Source organism: Micromonospora noduli (assembly GCF_003264475.1).
GTDB lineage: Bacteria > Actinomycetota > Actinomycetes > Mycobacteriales > Micromonosporaceae > Micromonospora > Micromonospora noduli.
The window spans coordinates 182,742-198,741 of record NZ_PYAC01000004.1 but is presented as its reverse complement, the minus strand read 5'-3'; the positions used below and the strand labels follow the sequence as shown (position 1 = coordinate 198,741).

The window sequence follows — 16,000 nt, the reverse complement described above, 5'->3', positions numbered from 1 at the left end:
CGCCCTAACACGGGCCACCCGAAAGGGGCCCTGGCCCGGACGGCCTGGGCGGGGGGGGGTGGCGGCGGTTGGCCCCTCCCGTCCGGGCGGCCGACCATGCCCGGCCGGGTGTGCCCCGACCGGCCGGGTTCGTCGGCTCTGGCGGAGCGGCGAGGCTCGGGAGGTGTCACCCGCGAGCGCTATACCTGTGAGTCATAGTTATGACTCACAGGTATAGCGCTCGCACCGGTGTGTGCCCCGACGCAGATCTCGCCCGTGACACGCGGCCCGTCGACGCGGTGCCGTCGAGAGCGCCGACAGGGTGGGCGCGTTGCGGGGGACGCCGGGGGTTGGCGCACAGCTGGCTGCCGTACCTTGACCTGCATGGGGTTGTTCGCGCAGTGGCGTGGGACGGTGCTGGCGCGAGGCCATCAGCTGCTCGGTGCGCTGGGCCGGGCCGACGAGCCCGACGACCCGTCCGAGCCGGCGCCCAGCCTGAACCGTCTCGACGCGCTGGTGGAGGGCTTCACCGCCGGTCAACCGGTGCGCTGGACCATGGCCGGGCAACCCCGGCCGCTGCCCGGCCCGGTCGACGTGGTGGCGTACCGGATCATCGAGGAAGCGCTGACCAACGCGTGCCGGCACGCGCCGGGCGCGCCGGTCGGGGTCCGCCTGCGCTACGACGCCGCGGGCATCACCATCGAGGTCCGCGACGAGGGCACCGGCCCCGCTCCGTCCGGCGGCGGCACCCAGGGCGCCGGTCGGGGTCTGCTCGGGGTACGCAGGCGCGCCGAGCGGCTCGGCGGCACGTTCTCGGCCGGCCCGCGCGCCGGTGGCGGCTTCACCGTACGAGCTGTCCTGCCCGCGCCCGAGGAAATGATCGGATGATCGGCCGACCGCGGGGCTTCCCCGATGGGGCACTGCGGAAATAAGGTGGGGGTCGGCGACCGTGCTGGTGGCCGGTGACCCGGTGGGAGGCGCAACCCGCCGGGCTCAGGTGTGTTCCGCACCCACCGGTGACCGCTCGGGTGCCGCGCACGTCCGGTCACCCTCGCCCCGGTCCGCACAAGGAATCCCCATCACAACAGGGGAGAAGGACAATGGCGCGACCCATCACGCTCTTCACCGGCCAGTGGGCCGATCTTCCGTTCGAGGAGGTCTGCCGGCTCGCCTCCGAGTGGGGCTATGACGGTCTGGAGATCGCCTGCTGGGGCGACCACTTCGAGGTCGACAAGGCGCTCGCCGACGACTCGTACGTCGAGCGCAAGCGGGAGACCCTCGCGAAGCACAACCTTGAGGTCTTCACGATCTCCAACCACCTGGTTGGTCAGGCGGTCTGCGACCACCCGATCGACGAGCGGCACCAGGACATCCTGCCCGGCCGTATCTGGGGCGACGGGGAGCCCGAGGGGGTTCGTCAGCGGGCCGCCGAGGAGATCAAGGACACCGCGCGGGCGGCGGCGAAGCTCGGGGTGAAGACGGTCGTCGGCTTCACCGGGTCGTCGATCTGGCACACCCTCGCGATGTTCCCGCCGGTGCCGCCGTCGATGATTGAGCGCGGCTACCAGGACTTCGCCGACCGGTGGAACCCCATCCTCGACGTGTTCGACGAGGTGGGAGTGCGGTTCGCGCACGAGGTGCACCCCAGTGAGATCGCGTACGACTACTGGACGACGAAGCGGACGCTGGAGGCGATCGGCAACCGGCCCGCGTTCGGTCTGAACTGGGACCCGTCGCACTTCGTCTGGCAGGAGCTGGACCCGGTGAACTTCATCTTCGACTTCGCCGACCGGATCTACCACGTGGACTGCAAGGACGCGAAGGTGCGAACCGGCGATGGCCGGCGTGGCCGGCTCGCCTCGCACCTGCCCTGGGCCGACCTGCGGCGCGGTTGGGACTTCGTCTCCACCGGCCACGGCGACGTGCCCTGGGAGGACTGCTTCCGCGCGTTGAACGCGATCGGCTACAACGGCCCGATCTCCATCGAGTGGGAGGACGCCGGAATGGACCGGCTGGTCGGCGCCCCGGAGGCGTTGCAGTTCGTCCGCCGGCTCGCCTTCGACGCACCGAGCGCCGCCTTCGACGCGGCGTTCAGCAGCAAGGACTGACCGCACGTCGGACAGACCACGGGCCGGTCGCCCTGCGGCGACCGGCCCGTCGACGTGCGGTTGGTCAGAGCGTGCTGGCGTTCGTGCCCGAGCCGGACGGCTTGGTGCGGGGGTTCGTGGACGACGGCGACCCGGAGGTCGTGCCGACCGTGCTGGTGCCCGCCTTGGCGCCCACTGTGGCGGGCGTGCCGGCGAACGCATCGTCGGCTGCGGTCAGCTCCTGCTTGCCGGTGCTGCCGTTGCCGTTGCCCAGCTTCTCGGCCAGTTTGGTCTGGCCGAGCTTGTCCTTGCCCTCGCTGTAGAGCTTGTTGGCCTGGGCCTGCGCGACCCCGGCCGCCTCCTGGACGGTCGGGTGGTCGAGCACCTTGCGGCCCTTGACCACGAGCTCTTCGTACTTCTCCCGGCCGGCACGGGCGCCCAGGACGAATCCCGCAGCCAGCCCGCCAAGAAACATGATCTTTCCGCGCATGGCGGCTCCTTCCGTACCTGACGCGCCGTCGCCCCGGCGAGTTGCCCCGTCGGAAGGCGACCTGTTCGCGCCTGCGTCCTCTGTCCGCAGCTAACTACCCATCCTGCTCCCCGCTCAAGCATGCTTGTGCCGGGATGGCGATTTACCCCTATTGTCAATGCGACGGCGGGGAGGCAACCCACTGGACCGCCACCGGGGGATGTCCTGTACTCTTGTCCCGTCGCACGGCGTCGGGGAGATCCGAAGTCGGGCGGAGCACGATCCCCTGTAGCTCAATTGGCAGAGCAGCCGGCTGTTAACCGGCAGGTTATTGGTTCGAGTCCAATCGGGGGAGCTTTTCCACGTACGCCCGTCAGCCACCGGCCGACGGGCGTTTTCGTGTGTGTGACACGGTTTCACCCACCCTGGGCCTGCTTGCCCGGCAGGATGGTCGATGTCGACTGAGGCTCCCGCTGCGTCGATTGATGCGTCGATCCTTGGGGTGAGTGCGGATGTCCGGACGAGGCGGCAAGGCCACGCTGATCGCGGTGGCGGTCGTGCTGGCCTGGTTGGTGATCGGCGGCGTGTCCGGCCCGTACGCGGGGCGCCTCAGCGAGGTCGCCACCAACGACAACGCCGCCTTCCTGCCCACCGACGCCGAGGCGACCCGCGCCCAGGACCTCGCCGGCGAGTTCGTCGACCGGCAGACCATCCCGGCTCTGGTCGTCTACGAGCGGCCCTCCGGGATCACCGACGCTGACCGGCAACGGGTGGGCGCCGATGCCGCCCGGTTCGCCCAGATCCCCGGCGTGGTCACCCCACTGCCCCCGCCCATCCCGAGCGAGGACGGCCAGGCACTCCAGGTCGTCGTACCGGTGGACGACGCCGAGGGTGAGGAGATCGGCACTGTCGTCGAGCAACTGCGCGACATCACCGGCGGTGACCGGGACGGCCTCACCGTGGACGTCTCCGGCCCGGCCGGTCTGCTCGCCGACCTTATCGAGGTCTTCTCCGCCATCGACGGACCACTGCTGCTGGTCACCCTGGTCGTGGTGCTGGTCATCCTGCTGATCGTCTACCGCAGCCCGGTCCTCTGGATCTTCCCGCTGCTCGCCGCCGGGATGTCGTACGCCCTCGCCTCGGTCTTCGTCTACCTGCTCGCCGACGCGGACGTGGTGAAGCTCAACGGGCAGGCCCAGGGCATCCTCACCGTGCTGGTCTTCGGCGCCGGCACCGACTACGCGTTGCTGCTGATCGCCCGCTACCGGGAGGAGCTGCACCGGCACGACCGGCCGTGGGACGCCATGAAGACCGCCTGGAAGGGCGCCGCGCCGGCCATCATCGCCTCCGGCGGCACTGTCATCGTCAGCCTGCTCTGCCTGCTGCTGTCCAGCCTCAACTCCAACCGGGCACTCGGCCCGGTCGCCGCCATCGGCATCGCCGCCACCCTGCTGGTGATGCTCACCTTCCTACCCGCGCTGCTGGTGCTCGGCGGACGGTGGGCGTTCTGGCCCCGACGGCCCCGAGCCGACCAGGCCGACCCGCGGGCCGAACACGGCATCTGGAGCCGCGTGGCCGGCTTCGTGGCCCGGCACGCCCGCCCGATCTGGCTGACCACCGCCGTCGTGCTGGCCCTGCTGACCCTCGGCCTCACCCAGCTCGGCGCCACCACGCTCGGCCAGTCCGACCTGTTCACCCAGCGCACCGACTCGGTCGACGGCCAAGAGGTGATCTCCCGGCACTACCCGGCCGGCACCGGCAGCCCGGCCACCATCTTCACCACCGAGCAGACCGCCCGACAGGTCGCCCAGGTCGCGAAGGACGTACCCGGGGTCGCCGACGTCCGCCCTCTTCCGGCCGGCCCGCAGACCGGCCCACCCGAGGCGAACGCCGCCCCGAAGGTCGTCGACGGGCGGGTGCAACTGGAGGCGACCCTGGCCGACCCACCCGACAGCGACGGCGCCGAGCGGACCATCCGCGAGCTGCGGGTGGCCGTACACCAGGTGCCCGGCGCGGACGCGGTGGTCGGCGGCTTCACCGCGATCAACGTGGACACCTCGGACGCCGCCAAGCGCGACCAGAACGTCATCATCCCGGTGGTGCTGGTGGTCATCGCTGTCATCCTGGCCCTGCTGCTGCGTGCGCTGCTCGCCCCGCTGCTGCTGATCGCCACCGTGCTGCTCAGCTTCGCGGCGACCCTCGGCCTCTGCGCGCTGCTGTTCCGCCACGTCTTCGACTTCCCCGGCGTGGACTCGTCGTTCCCGCTGTTCGCGTTCGTCTTCCTGGTCGCGCTCGGCATCGACTACAACATCTTCCTGATGAGCCGCGTCCGCGAGGAGTCGGTCAAGCGCGGCACCCGCGCCGGCGTGCTCGCCGGCCTCGCCGTCACCGGCGGGGTGATCACCTCCGCCGGCATCGTGCTCGCCGCGACGTTCTCCGCCCTCGCCGTCCTGCCCCTGGTGGTGCTCGTCGAGTTGGGTACGGCGGTCGCGATCGGGGTACTGATCGACACCATCATCGTCCGGTCGCTGCTGGTGCCCGCACTCGCGTACGACATCGGGCCGAAGATCTGGTGGCCGGGCCGGTTGTCCCGGGCGAACGGTGAGCGGGAGGCACGCGGTGCTGGCTGAAACCGATGTGGTCATCGTCGGCGGCGGCCTGGCCGGCCTCGCCGCCGCCCGCCGGCTGCACCGCGCCGGCGTGCCCTGGCGGCTGGTGGAGGCCGAGGGTCGGCTCGGCGGCCGGGTCGCCACCGACGTGGTCGACGGTCACCTCATCGACCGGGGGTTCCAGGTGCTCAACACCGCCTACCCCCGGCTCGGCACGCTGCTCGACACCGACCAGCTCAACCTCGGCTACTTCACCTCCGGTGTGCTGGTCCGCAAGGGCGACAAGCTGCTGCGGCTGGTCAACCCGCTGCGCGAGCCGACCGGCGGCCCCGGCACCGCGCTCGCCGGGGTCGGCTCCCTGCTCGACCGGCTGCGCTTCGCCGCCCTCGCCACCGGCTGCGCCACCCTCCCCGCGTCCCGACTGCTCGCCACGCCGGAAGCCACAACCGAGACGGCGCTGCGCCGCGCAGGTCTCTCCGACGCGATCATCGAGGAGTTGCTGCGACCGTTCCTGTCCGGTGTGTTCATCGAGCGGGAACTCTCCACCTCCAGTCACGTGCTGGCGATGGTGCTGCGCTCCTTCGCCCGCGGCCGGATCGGCCTGCCCGCCGAAGGGATGGCCGCGCTGCCCCGGGCCGTCGCCGCGCCGCTGCCCGCCGACCTGCTCGACCTGGACACCCCGGTCGCGGAGGTCACTCCGGGCCGGGTCCGCACCCAGGCCGGCGACATCCGCTGCCGGGCCGTCGTGGTCGCCGTAGACCCGCCCGCCGCGGCCGCGCTGCTGCCAGCCCTGACGACGGTACGCATGCACAGCTACACCACCTACTACCACAGCGCGCCCGAGCCGCCGCTCACCGAGCCGATCCTGCTCGTCGACGGTGACCGACGCGAACTCGTCGCCAACACCGTGGTGCTCAGCAACGCCGCCCCGACGTACGCGCCCGCCGGACGGCACCTGATCGCCACCTCGGTGGTCGGTCCGACGGCCCCACCCGAGCCGACCATCCGGGCCGAGCTGACCCGGCTGTACGGCCGCTCCACCGCCGACTGGACCCACCTCACCACAGTGGCCATCCCCGAGGCGCTACCCGCCGCACCGCCGCCACAGGGACGGCTGCGCAAGCCGGTGGCGCTGGGGGAGGGCCTGTTCGTGGCCGGTGACCACCGGGACAGCCCATCGATCCAGGGCGCTCTCACCAGCGGCTGGCGCGCCGCCGGCGCCGTGCTGGACGAGCTGCGCGCCGGCTGACCGGCGTACCCGAGCACGCTGTTATATTCCTGTTGCCCATCGTGCTGGCGCAGGCGTGGGCGCCGGCCGGCTCGATGCTGGCTGCTGACCGCCGAGCGGGATAAGATCCGGCGCGGTGTTCGGGGCGGTAGCTCAGCCGGTTAGAGCAGGGGACTCATAATCCCTCGGTCGCGGGTTCGAGTCCCGCCCGCCCCACCAGCCGTTTTCCCTGGTCAGCCATGCTGCCGACGACCCGGGCGAACCGCATCGAGGTCCGGACCAACGCCCTCAGTCCGCACTGAGTCCGCAGCCGCACGACCCGCCGCCCGGTCGAGGCGGTCCGCCACCTGGTCCAGGTCGTCCTCGAACAGGTCCGCGTACACGTCCAGCGTCATCGCCGCCGAGGCGTGCCCGAGCATCCGCTGCACCGCCTTCACGTTGGCGCCCTCAGCCACCGCCAGACTGGCCGCCGTGTGCCGCAGCAGCCGGCGACGCCCCCGTGGTCGTCACCGACGACCGAGAAGCAATCGTCGGCAGCCACTACCGCGCTGCCATGGACGGCGCCGTCAACGGAACGCCGGAACACGATCAAGCCCGACGCGAGTACATCGAAGCTCTGCGCGCCCACCGCAACCAGCCCGGCGGCTTCTGGGTAGCCGCGGGCGACGCTCAGGCAGCATCCGAAGCCCTCACCGGAAGCCGACCAATCCAGGACCTCACCAGCGCCGTCCTGCTCAGTGATGGGGCAAGCCGCATCGCGGACCGCTTCGCACTCGCAGACTGGCCGGAAGTTCTCGCCCTCATCACCAAGTCCGGACCAGCCGAAGTCATCAGGCAAGTCCGAGCAGCGGAAGGCAGCGATCCGCAGGGTAGGAGGTGGCCGCGTGGCAAGACCCACGACGACGCCACCCTGACCTACTGCACACAGCTTGGCGAGCCGGTTTCACTGCCGAATTGACCTCTTAAGAATCAAGGCGGCCCGCAAAGCGGGCCGCGCCGGCCCGGCCCCGGCCTGCTGGCGACCTGCGGCCGGCATCGGCCGGGCCGGCCGGCCACGCTGCCGAGCACCAAGAGCATGAAGGCCTGAGGCGGGACGATCGCCGTCGGGGTTGCTCTCCGTCGAGGGCGGGGCGATCGCTGCCGCGCAGCAGAGCTGCATGCCCTCGAATCGCGTTGGCGCTGTCCGCGGTTCATGACGACGAGGACCAGGGGTGATTCATCCCCCGGGTGCCTGATCCTCTACGCCGCCCGGCCGGCGTCAAGGGCGCTTCGCGTCGGCACGCCGATGGCCTCCGGCCACCCTTGACGCCGGCCGGGCGCCGCAGTCCTTGGCACCTATCCGGGGGATGGGGGCAGACCGGCGGCCGCCTTCGGCCAAGGGGGGTGTCTCGTAACTCACCGCTAACCTCAGTTAACTGCACCACCCAGCGGCCGGCGAAGCGAATCCCGCGCGCCGTGCAGCGTTGTACTGGCGCTCTACACTCCGGCTCGTGTCGATTCGCAATTTCCGGCTGGTGAATCAGCTCGGTGCGGCGTATCTGGCCGTGTTGACCGTCGTGTCGGGACTCGGCGGCGCCTTGGTCGCGACCACGTGGATCCGCGCCGACGTGGCGGCCCTGCCGGGCACGATCCTGTGGTGCCTCGCCTTGATGGCGGCGGCGCTCGTGACCGCCCCCGCACAACCTCTCCGGATGGGCCTGCTGTGTCTGGCGTGGCTCTTGTCCGGGCTGCTCATGTTCGCCAGCGCGATGGGCTTTTACACCGCCGTCCTCGAAGCGCGCGGCAAGCGGGTCGAGGCCACCGTGACGCAGGTACGCGACGGTAGGGAGAAGGGGCGCCACCTCTACTACGCGTTGGCGGATCTGGAGGGGACACGCATTCCCGGCGAGTTGAGCGTGTGGCCGGGCGCGGAGATCGGTGCGAGCCACAATCCTGAAGGCGAGGTCGGCGCGCGGGTCACGGTGATCCGGGACCCGGAGGGCCTGGTCGATCCCCGCCTGCCGGACGACGTCGATGGTTCGGTCGCGGTGCCCATCTGGCTCGTGGTCTTCACCATGACCGCCGTGGCCTGCATGCTCGCTGGACGGCCGCTGAGGGCGAAGCCCGTGGTGCGCCGTCCTCGCGAGACTTCCGAGACCGGCCGTGGTCGAGCCCGGCGGCGACGGCGCAAGCGACGCCTCCGTCAGTCCTGACCTCGCCAGGCGGTGTACACGCCGTCGCCCTCCAACCGCAGGGACCGCTCCACACACCGACTGCCGCCCCCGCGCCTGGTAGTCCGCATCCAGTCCGCAAGAGGTCGACGGTAGGCGGGGGAGCGGTGTGAGGTGCCGAGAAGTGTCTCCGCTGCTAGAACCGTAAGCGTCCAGGTCGACGAAGCGGGCAATCTGATCTCATAATCCCTCGGTCGCGGGTTCCAGTCCCGCCCGCCCCACCAGCCGTTTTCCTGGCGATGCTGCCGAGCAGCGCCTCGCGGAGCTGGCCGAGGCCGCCGCCTGTCCGCTCGATCGCGTCCGTGGTCACGAGGTCGTCGGGGCGCGGCCCCGACGGGCTGCTTCCGGAAGCACGCCGGGCGGGATGATGCCGAACCAGGCTCCGGTGGCGACCAGCGAGGCGACGACGTACGCCACCCACCACCCGAGCAGCGCCCACGCGCCTTGGGTGACGGCGCCGGCCAGGCCGGGCGCGACGAACAGGAGAAGAAGGCAGGCCAGACGACCGTGCGAGAGGTTGTTCTCCTTCGGCAACCTCTGGGCCTTGCGGAACGGAATGAGTCTGACTCCGTAGGGACGACGGCGCAGCGTGAGACTCGCCGGCCAGAGCCGCCCGTACCCGGCCACGTCGACCACGCTGACGCCGGACCCGTGCCGGACCGTGGCCTGACGCGGCCTGGTCAGCTCGCGCAACCACGGTTCCCAGACGACGCGTTGGTGCAGGAAACCGCCGTCCCGGCCGCTCACCGTCAGCCACACGGAGTATCCCTTGGGGCCGGCGTCGATCCCGCCGGCGGCGCTCACGGCGCCCGCCGCAGCGGTGACCCGCCCCGCACTTCCCGGCTGCGGCGACTGCGCCAGATGCGCGGTCACCATGACGCGCCTCGCGGGAGCACGAGCGGCATCCCACCACTGCACAAGGCGGACGAGCCAGGACAGCACCAGAAAGGTTCCCGGAGCCAGCGCCACGAGGATGTCGCCCTCTCGCTGCTCGACCCGCGGGTCGGTACCCAGCCGGTACCCCAGCGCGATGAGGGCGGCCAACGCGACGACGCTGCCGATCACGACCATCGGCGCGCGAGCACGCCGATTCGCCAAGGCCGCTGCACTCCCGCTGCTGGCCACGGCGTCGTCCTCCCCGTTGGCCCCTCCGGACGTCGCCCCGACGTTAGCAACGCCGAGCAAGGCTGACCTCGCGCGTCCGTTCCAGATGTTCACGTCTTACGGCGGTGGCAGGCTCCAGTGCAGTGCAGTGCAGTGCAGTGCAGTGCGGTCGCGGACGGGGCCCTGAGCCGATCGCTTCGAGCGAGGGCCATCGAGATCTCGCAAGTTCCGACGGAACCCGCTGTCGTCCGACAAGAGATGCGCGACAGATCTCCGCCAGTCGAAGTGCGACGGCTCCACGAACTGGAGCAGCAGGCCCTCGGGCGTGGACGCACGAATCTGTCAATGATCGGATGCCTTGTCGGTACAACGAACACTGGCTTGGAACCGTGGCCGGACTACCCTCATTGGCGTGCCCATTGATGATCTTCCGTTGCTTCCGGCGTTCGAGGCGGTCACGGCCTGGGCCGGTACTGGGCGGGTGGTGCGTGCTACCGAGCTGGACGTGGCGACGTGGCGGCTTCCCGAGCCGCAGAAGGCCGCGCTGGTCTCCTCCGGCGTACCGCTGATCGATGACCTCGTGAGTGCGGTGTCGTTTCAGGCAGAGCCGACGATGTACCGGTTGGCGAACGCCGATGACCTGGACTGGGCGTACGGTGCCGCGCCGGGGACCGGTGAGGTGCAGATCTGGTCGTCGGACGGCAGCAGCACCGGGTTCGTCAACTCAACGATCACCCACTGGCTGTGTTCGCTGCACATGGTTGGTAGCTGGCTGACCAGTTCAACCGTCATCGACCGCTGGGACGAAGACGGACAGGCCGAAGACGAAGCACTCGCGGAACTCGCCGACCTGTTGGAGCGGATCAAGGCCGTTGACCCGCCCGCGTTCGGGGACGGCGACCATACAACCCACTTCTGGCCCGGAGTGCTCGACCGGTGGCTCTACTGACCGACGCAGGCATCGTCTTGTGGCCGCACAGCGATCCTGGACCAAGTCTCTTACTCGCGATCCGCGCGTCGGGCTGTCGCAGATCAGTTGGCGGACGACTGTCGGGCATCACCCGACGGAGGACATCTGACGGAACCCCGCACTGCCGAATTCCGCTCTATCAGATTGAGGCGGCCCCTAAGCGGGCCGCGCTGGCCGGCCATTGCTCCGGACGACCAAGCACCCTTGCCCGATGAGGAGATCCGCTCCAGCGCTTGGCCTTGGCCTGTTACGCGTCAGCCCACCGCGAATATGCCTGAGCACTTGCTCAGAGCATCGCGCTCCCAGTCGTCTCCTACGAGAGCGACGGGGTAGCTGACCTTCCTGCCTTGCTCGTCATCGGTCTCGACGGATAACCCTAGAGGCAGCGGCTCTCGCTGGAGGCGTGCGACCGAGCACTCGAACCACAGCTCGACCGCGAGCTGACCGGTGCTGCCAGGGGGTAACAGCCGGGGCGCTCCGATGCTGTGTATAACGACGCCCGGCCTCTCTGCGTGAACCCCACGAACGGTGCTCGGCCCGGGACCGCCGTTGGCCAACGCCAAATACCCGGACAGTCGGACGGATCCCTCGGAGGCTGCGCTTCCGGAGTCGGCCGATTGAGGGAAGGCCACGAGTGCGACCACGGCGTTCCGGTCCCGCTGATCACGCGAGTCTCGCAGTTGGCTGAAGCCGAAGCCGCCAAGCACAACGCCGACCGCGAAGGCGGCGAGGAGCCGCAGCGGCACCTTCTGTCTGAGCACGGAGCGGTCATGGGCGGGGGTACCCGACTTCGCCGACTGGTTGTTGTGCTCGTCCAGGTCGATCACTGCGTGCTCCCCAACATGGGCGTCAGCCTAGGGCCTCTTTACACCAGCAGGTCGCCCGGCCGTAGAGCTGCACGTAGCCCAGCACGGCTGTTGGTCGAAGCTCAAGGCGTTTGCCTGGGCCCGTGGTTCCCGTCGTAGTCGCCCAGATTCACCGACGACAACCGCTCGTCCCAGCTGTCCCAGTACGCCTGCTTCTTCGAGCCCCAGTAGTAGTTGTGGAGTCCCAACAGTTCGCCGTAAGCCTCATTGCGTTCGACGCTGTCGGGTGTCCCGAACTCGGTGAGGAACTCCTCATGCGACCGCAGCGAACTGAAGTAGGCCAGTGGGCCGCGTTCTGCACCGTATAAGGCGAAGCCGACCACGGTTCCGCCCGCGATCTTGTAGCTGATGTTGCCAGCGATGTGCAGCATGCCCCCAGCGTCGATAACGCTGCCGACTACCTCGTCGAGAGTGATCCGCTGGCCGCCTGCATCGTAATATTCGGGCGTGATGCCATCACCGCTCTTCTGCGTGTGAACGATCGGGGAGAGGGTGACTTGCTCGATCCGCTCTCGGTCGATGGAGTCAGCTGCGTTCGATCCGTAGTGGACCCCGGCGAGGGTCAGCGTCCGAAGATCAAGGAAGGGCTGGGCAAGGACGTCGAGGTTGTCCAGGATCTCGATCACCGGACCAAAATAGTCGTGGCATACAGCCATCCGTACAGCCAAGGCTGCCCGCAAACGCGGACGTTGCCCGACAACCACGGACTTCCCGCCGTCTTCCCATCGAACCCTGGGCACTGTGGGGGTGACGGCGAGTGGTCACGCGCTGAGGGGGAAGTCCTTACGCTTGATCTTGGCGCGCCGGCCATCCGGGTGGTGGAACACGATGCCCTCGGCCAAGTGGCCCGGCGCGAATCGGCTCTCCAGCGCGGCTAGATAGCCCCGCAACTCGGAGTAGCTACGAGGCGCGTCCGGCAGGGCGGGCACGCGGAGGTTGAACGGCACGCATGTGTGCTTTTCCAGGCCGAGCGGGTTGCCTTGAACGCGGGGACCGAGCGCCTCGCACGCGTGCTCGCCGTCGGGCCAGTCCGACACGTCGGTGTTGCGGGCGGCGGCCAGTATCCACTTGTCCTCCGCAGCGTGATCGTCGGTGTCGACATACCACCCATCGACGATCCCTTCCTGCTTCTGCACCTTGCTGGGGTTGCGGCGCTTCTCGACTCGCACCAGATGTCCCGAGCGGACGGTGAGGCGCACGTTGGAGCCGTCGAGCTTCTCGGTTGGGGCGCCCTCGCCGTCGAACACCCAGGCGCAGTCCGGCCTGGGTCGGTCGACGACCCGGAAGTGCTCGTCGCGTTCGAACAGTGTGGGGATCTTCTCCATGACCTGTGCCCCTCTTCTGACCTTTGCGATCAGTTCCTCGGCGGTGATGGCCCCGTCGGCCAGACCGCTGGCCAGCGCACGGACCAGATCTGCCACGGCCACGTCGGCCTCGACGGCGACGTGCTTGAGCGCCCTCTTCTCCTCTGGCGAGAGCCAGGCGACAAGGCGCGACCAGCCCTCCGGTGGAGTCCACCTGGCGAGCTGGCCGGGGGTCTTGCGAGGCCGTCCGGGCCATCTGACCTCATCCATATCGGAGAATCTAGGAGCTGCATGGTGTTGTGTCAATTGGCATAACAGAAATAGGCGGAGTGGATCGTGGTGTCCAAGCGAACGTCTCCGTACCGGAAGCTGCGCTGGTGCCGGGTCAGCCCGACAGTCGTGGCGAAGCGAGCCATATCGGCCGCACTGGCAGCGGCGTAGAAGTTGGCTACGTCAGGTGCGAAGACCGGGCACGTCGGCTGTCGCGTGGCCGATACCTGACGAGGCCGAGTGCGAGGAACACGAGCGCCACGCTCGCAAGCGTCCACGTTGTTGCGGGTCCGAACGCGCCGATGAGACGTCCGAGGTAGCCCACTGCGAGCAACAGGAGCGATAGTCCAGCGCAGAGGAACCACATCGCTGCGTCAACCGGCCGCCTCCACCGTCTTCGGGCGAACTGCGACATGCGGCCGGTCAGCAAGCAACGGCCAGCGCAGCCCGCTGTAGGCCGGCACGCGGATGATCAGCCATGCGGCGACGCGCGATTGTCAGGTTTGCGAGAACCAGTTGAACATCCGTACTGGTACGAGTACGAGAACGACGGTCGCAGCGACGGCCAGCAGAACGCGCACCGTGCGAAGGCCTCGCCACCACGGGATGACCCAGAGCAGCAACCACATGACGCCTGAGATGACCACATGTACGCCGACCACCCCAAGGCTGGTCTCCTCGCACATGTTCTCCGCCATGGCCTCCTTGCACAGCGCCGGTGGGCCGTTGTGGTCCCCGAGGCTTCCCAACACCCCGACGAGGCAGGCCAACACTGGAGCGGCTACCAGGGTGAACAGCGGCGTCACCAACCACCCTGCGAGATCACGGTGCCGGTCCACTAGCCGTCCCACTGGCAGAACGCTACAGCTGGACATCGACGGATCTCAAGCCGCCGCTTCGGGCTCCCGCGCCAACGGCACGATCCGCATCCAGTCCTTACGAGTTCCAGAGGGCGTACGCCGGGAGCGGCACCGCGGGGCGGGTCGTCTGTCGGCACGTGACCATCGCCTGATTGAAGCCGGCGGTCAGTGCCTAGTGGACGGGGCGAACGACGCCTAGCATGAGCCGATGATCGAGCAGAGTCAGCGACGCGTTCCTGTGCCGGTCGCCGTCGCCGCCGTGATTTTGCTTGTGGGCGCCGCCATCCCGGCCTCGATGATGTTTGCAGATGGTCCATCCGTGGCCACCGGGTTGATAGGCGTACTTCTTCTCCTGGCGTTGGCTTACGGCTTGTGGCGTGGGAGCGGGCGGGCCCGGTTTTGGACGACCGTTTTCTCGACTGTCAGCGTGGGGTACGGCGTCGTCACGATCACCGAGGCTGGTGCATCAGGGCTGCTGCAGATCGTTGGTGCGGCAGTAATCGTCGGCCTGTTGCTGGTACCCGCCTCGTCCCACCGGTGGTTTCACGACTTGCCGGCGGAGGGGTAGCGCCGGCCAGAGGTCCGGGGTACCTGTGCGCTGAGTGTCAGCGTGTCCGGCTGACGGACGAGACCCTCGGGTCTACGGAGTAGCGGCGGACGACGTCGTCGGCGTCGCCAGCGGTGGCACCGGGATCGAACAGCACCTCCAGGCACGGCGCTTGCGGCCCTTCTGACCCGAAGCCCGCAACCACGTGATCCGGGTCGAAGCGGTGGCTCTCGCGCACCAGCTCCTCAGCGGACTGCCCCTGCCGCACACAAACCATCGCCTCGGGCTGACGACCACCCCAGGCCAGGGCTGGAGCCGACACGCCGATGGTGAGCACCACTGCCGTCCCCACGCCGATAACTGTCGTCCGGCCAAGCCCTGGCCGGCTGGCCGGTGACATCACCGCCACCAGGGCGGACAGCGCGTACACCCAGAGAGCCCGCTTGTCGGCCGAGTCATGGAGAGCCAACGCGACGACGCCGGCTCCGACGGTCTGTGCAACCAGGCTGACCAGCCGGAACCCTGGCGAGTCGACCAACGCCGCTGGTATCACGGCAAGCGCACCAAGCAACAGGATGAGCATGACAAGCCCGTACGCACTCCATTCACGGCGCGCGTCCAGGACGAGCAACACCAGGGCAACCAGGTGTCCGCAGACGACAAGCGGCGGGCGGAGGTACGCCAGGAACCGTGCGACCATCGGGAGACCCTACGTGATGTGACCGACTTCGATGGGGTTCAAATCCGGCCCGACAGCCGGGCGGTCCACGTGAGGAAGGGGGCAGGACATGGTTCAAGGCACCCGCGACGAGTTGCTCGGGCGCTTGGCTGAGGCGGTTGGCTCCGTCACTGTCGCCCACCCGACGCGGGTCGCCGTCGACGGGCCGCCCGCCGCCGGCAAGACCACCCTCGCCGACGAGTTGGCTGTCGTCCTGCGTGAACAGGGCCGCCATGTCATCCGCGCCACGATCGACGATTTCCTCTTCCCCCGGGCTCAGCGCTATCCGCGCGGCGAGTACTCGGCCGAAGGCTGCTACCACGACACCCACGACTACGACGCGCTGAACCGGGTTCTGCTCGATCCGCTCGGGCCGGGCGGAGATCGGCGCTTCCAACCCGCGGTCTACGACCGCACAGCGGATGCCGCGCTGTCCCCGCCGGTCACGGCCGCCCCGGCCGACGCCGTGCTCGTCTTCGACGGCGTCTTCCTCCTGCGCCCGGAACTGATTGATCGGTGGGACCTGCGCATCTTCGTGTCGACGGCACTGGAGAGGACCGTGGAGCGTGCCGTGATCCGAGAGTGCCGGGTGTCAACCCGGGCCGACATCGAACGGCGTTGGCGCGAGCGTTACATCCCCTCGCAGCAGCTCTACTTCGCTACGGCCCGCCCCACCCAGTACGCCGACATCGTCGTGCACAACGACGAGCCGCAGCGGCCGGGCTGGGAGACTGCCCGGCAAGGAGACTCCGAAGTCCTGGCGGCCGGTGAGTGACAGC

Annotated in this window: 17 protein-coding genes and 2 tRNA genes; 11 read left to right on the top strand and 8 right to left on the bottom strand. The window is 69.1% G+C overall.

Annotated features, from left to right (window positions below):
• Nucleotides 1–363: 363 nt before the first annotated feature.
• On the top strand, nucleotides 364–867 hold the full coding sequence (locus MED15_RS08220) for a sensor histidine kinase (protein ID WP_112601520.1): 504 nt from the start codon (nucleotides 364–366) through the stop codon (nucleotides 865–867).
• Nucleotides 868–1,079: 212 nt separating this feature from the next.
• Complete coding sequence (locus MED15_RS08215; RefSeq protein ID WP_112582511.1) at nucleotides 1,080–2,087, top strand: sugar phosphate isomerase/epimerase family protein; 1,008 nt, start codon at nucleotides 1,080–1,082, stop codon at nucleotides 2,085–2,087.
• A gap of 64 nt (nucleotides 2,088–2,151) precedes the next feature.
• On the opposite strand, the gene MED15_RS08210 is transcribed toward MED15_RS08215, so the two are convergent.
• Nucleotides 2,152–2,556, bottom strand: coding sequence for a hypothetical protein (locus MED15_RS08210; protein WP_112582512.1), 405 nt, complete (start codon nucleotides 2,554–2,556; stop codon nucleotides 2,152–2,154).
• Between the two features lie 261 nt (nucleotides 2,557–2,817).
• Here MED15_RS08210 and MED15_RS08205 point away from each other — a divergent pair.
• The 4 genes from MED15_RS08205 (at nucleotide 2,818) to MED15_RS08190 (ending at nucleotide 6,591) form a co-directional block, all read left to right on the top strand.
• Nucleotides 2,818–2,890: transfer RNA gene (locus tag MED15_RS08205), tRNA-Asn, on the top strand.
• 157 nt (nucleotides 2,891–3,047) lie between these two features.
• Nucleotides 3,048–5,165, top strand: coding sequence for an MMPL family transporter (locus MED15_RS08200; protein ID WP_112582513.1), 2,118 nt, complete (start codon nucleotides 3,048–3,050; stop codon nucleotides 5,163–5,165).
• Complete coding sequence (locus MED15_RS08195) at nucleotides 5,155–6,393, top strand: FAD-dependent oxidoreductase (RefSeq protein ID WP_112735239.1); 1,239 nt, start codon at nucleotides 5,155–5,157, stop codon at nucleotides 6,391–6,393. The genes MED15_RS08200 and MED15_RS08195 overlap by 11 nt, the downstream gene beginning before the upstream one ends.
• A gap of 121 nt (nucleotides 6,394–6,514) precedes the next feature.
• Nucleotides 6,515–6,591 (top strand) — tRNA-Ile (locus tag MED15_RS08190).
• Between the two features lie 14 nt (nucleotides 6,592–6,605).
• On the opposite strand, the gene MED15_RS34125 is transcribed toward MED15_RS08190, so the two are convergent.
• On the bottom strand, nucleotides 6,606–6,854 hold the full coding sequence (locus MED15_RS34125; RefSeq protein ID WP_112735237.1) for a tyrosine-type recombinase/integrase: 249 nt from the start codon (nucleotides 6,852–6,854) through the stop codon (nucleotides 6,606–6,608).
• 17 nt (nucleotides 6,855–6,871) lie between these two features.
• Between MED15_RS34125 and MED15_RS33200 the strand changes: the two genes are divergently transcribed.
• Both MED15_RS33200 and MED15_RS08180 read left to right on the top strand, forming a co-directional pair.
• Complete coding sequence (locus MED15_RS33200; protein WP_146754761.1) at nucleotides 6,872–7,330, top strand: hypothetical protein; 459 nt, start codon at nucleotides 6,872–6,874, stop codon at nucleotides 7,328–7,330.
• Nucleotides 7,331–7,862: 532 nt separating this feature from the next.
• Nucleotides 7,863–8,564: an MFS transporter gene (locus tag MED15_RS08180; RefSeq protein ID WP_146754762.1), complete on the top strand. Its 702-nt coding sequence runs from the start codon at nucleotides 7,863–7,865 to the stop codon at nucleotides 8,562–8,564.
• A gap of 324 nt (nucleotides 8,565–8,888) precedes the next feature.
• On the opposite strand, the gene MED15_RS08175 is transcribed toward MED15_RS08180, so the two are convergent.
• Entirely contained in the window at nucleotides 8,889–9,680 is a 792-nt protein-coding gene (locus MED15_RS08175; RefSeq protein ID WP_146766703.1) for a hypothetical protein, read from the bottom strand.
• Between the two features lie 418 nt (nucleotides 9,681–10,098).
• On the opposite strand from MED15_RS08175, the gene MED15_RS08170 reads away from it, so the two are divergent.
• The gene (locus MED15_RS08170; protein WP_167457622.1) at nucleotides 10,099–10,635 is read left to right on the top strand and encodes an SUKH-4 family immunity protein; all 537 of its coding nucleotides are present in this window, start codon (nucleotides 10,099–10,101) and stop codon (nucleotides 10,633–10,635) included.
• Nucleotides 10,636–10,910: 275 nt separating this feature from the next.
• On the opposite strand, the gene MED15_RS08165 is transcribed toward MED15_RS08170, so the two are convergent.
• From MED15_RS08165 to MED15_RS08150, 4 genes are all read right to left on the bottom strand, one after another.
• A complete protein-coding gene (locus MED15_RS08165; protein ID WP_112582518.1) occupies nucleotides 10,911–11,483 on the bottom strand; it encodes a hypothetical protein in 573 nt (190 codons plus the stop codon).
• Between the two features lie 101 nt (nucleotides 11,484–11,584).
• Nucleotides 11,585–12,148, bottom strand: a complete 564-nt coding sequence (locus MED15_RS08160) for a hypothetical protein (RefSeq protein WP_112735232.1) — start codon at nucleotides 12,146–12,148, stop codon at nucleotides 11,585–11,587.
• 135 nt (nucleotides 12,149–12,283) lie between these two features.
• Entirely contained in the window at nucleotides 12,284–13,096 is an 813-nt protein-coding gene (locus tag MED15_RS08155) for an RNA ligase family protein (RefSeq protein WP_112735230.1), read from the bottom strand.
• Between the two features lie 497 nt (nucleotides 13,097–13,593).
• Nucleotides 13,594–13,947, bottom strand: coding sequence for a hypothetical protein (locus MED15_RS08150; protein WP_146766702.1), 354 nt, complete (start codon nucleotides 13,945–13,947; stop codon nucleotides 13,594–13,596).
• Nucleotides 13,948–14,164: 217 nt separating this feature from the next.
• On the opposite strand from MED15_RS08150, the gene MED15_RS08145 reads away from it, so the two are divergent.
• On the top strand, nucleotides 14,165–14,524 hold the full coding sequence (locus tag MED15_RS08145) for a hypothetical protein (protein ID WP_112735226.1): 360 nt from the start codon (nucleotides 14,165–14,167) through the stop codon (nucleotides 14,522–14,524).
• Between the two features lie 37 nt (nucleotides 14,525–14,561).
• Here the strand turns inward: MED15_RS08145 and MED15_RS08140 are convergent, their stop codons facing one another.
• Complete coding sequence (locus tag MED15_RS08140) at nucleotides 14,562–15,203, bottom strand: hypothetical protein (protein ID WP_112735224.1); 642 nt, start codon at nucleotides 15,201–15,203, stop codon at nucleotides 14,562–14,564.
• 88 nt (nucleotides 15,204–15,291) lie between these two features.
• Between MED15_RS08140 and MED15_RS08135 the strand changes: the two genes are divergently transcribed.
• Nucleotides 15,292–15,996 (top strand): nucleoside/nucleotide kinase family protein, encoded by a 705-nt coding sequence (locus MED15_RS08135; RefSeq protein WP_112735222.1) that lies wholly within the window; start codon nucleotides 15,292–15,294, stop codon nucleotides 15,994–15,996.
• Nucleotides 15,997–16,000 lie beyond the last annotated feature (4 nt).